The organism is Gilvimarinus sp. 1_MG-2023, assembly GCF_030548285.1.
Window position 1 is genome coordinate 1 of sequence record NZ_JAUOSC010000374.1, and the last position, 364, is coordinate 364.

At 57.1% G+C, this 364-nt stretch carries 1 protein-coding gene; it reads right to left on the minus strand.

The genetic code is table 11. The features are described 5' to 3' along the window. Positions 1-364 (minus strand): terminase large subunit domain-containing protein (locus tag Q4563_RS17260; RefSeq protein WP_303605371.1); only part of this gene is annotated, 364 nt, incomplete at both ends.

Below are 364 nucleotides of genomic sequence, written 5' to 3' on the forward strand. Positions count from 1 at the left end.
TGTCAGAACTTTGCTGGCGTATTCGTGCAGGTCGGCGTCGACACCATCGGTCAGAAATCCTTCGGTGGTGATCGAGTAGATCAGTGGCTGGGATCTGGCCCCTCGTGCCGATTTGATGACGTCCCATACTGCTGATGTCGGATGTGCATGCAGTTCGTCGATCAGGCCGTAGTGCACATTGAGGCCGTCCATGGATTTGTGGTCTTTCGATAGTGCCTGCAACCTGCCCCTGCTTTTTGGTGCCAGCACTCGGTTGGAGTAGCGGCGCACCAGGCGGAATAAACTGGGACTTTGCTCCAGCATGGCGACGGCGGCGTCATACAGTTCTGCGGCCTGCTCTCGCTTGGTGGCTGCGGAGTAAATC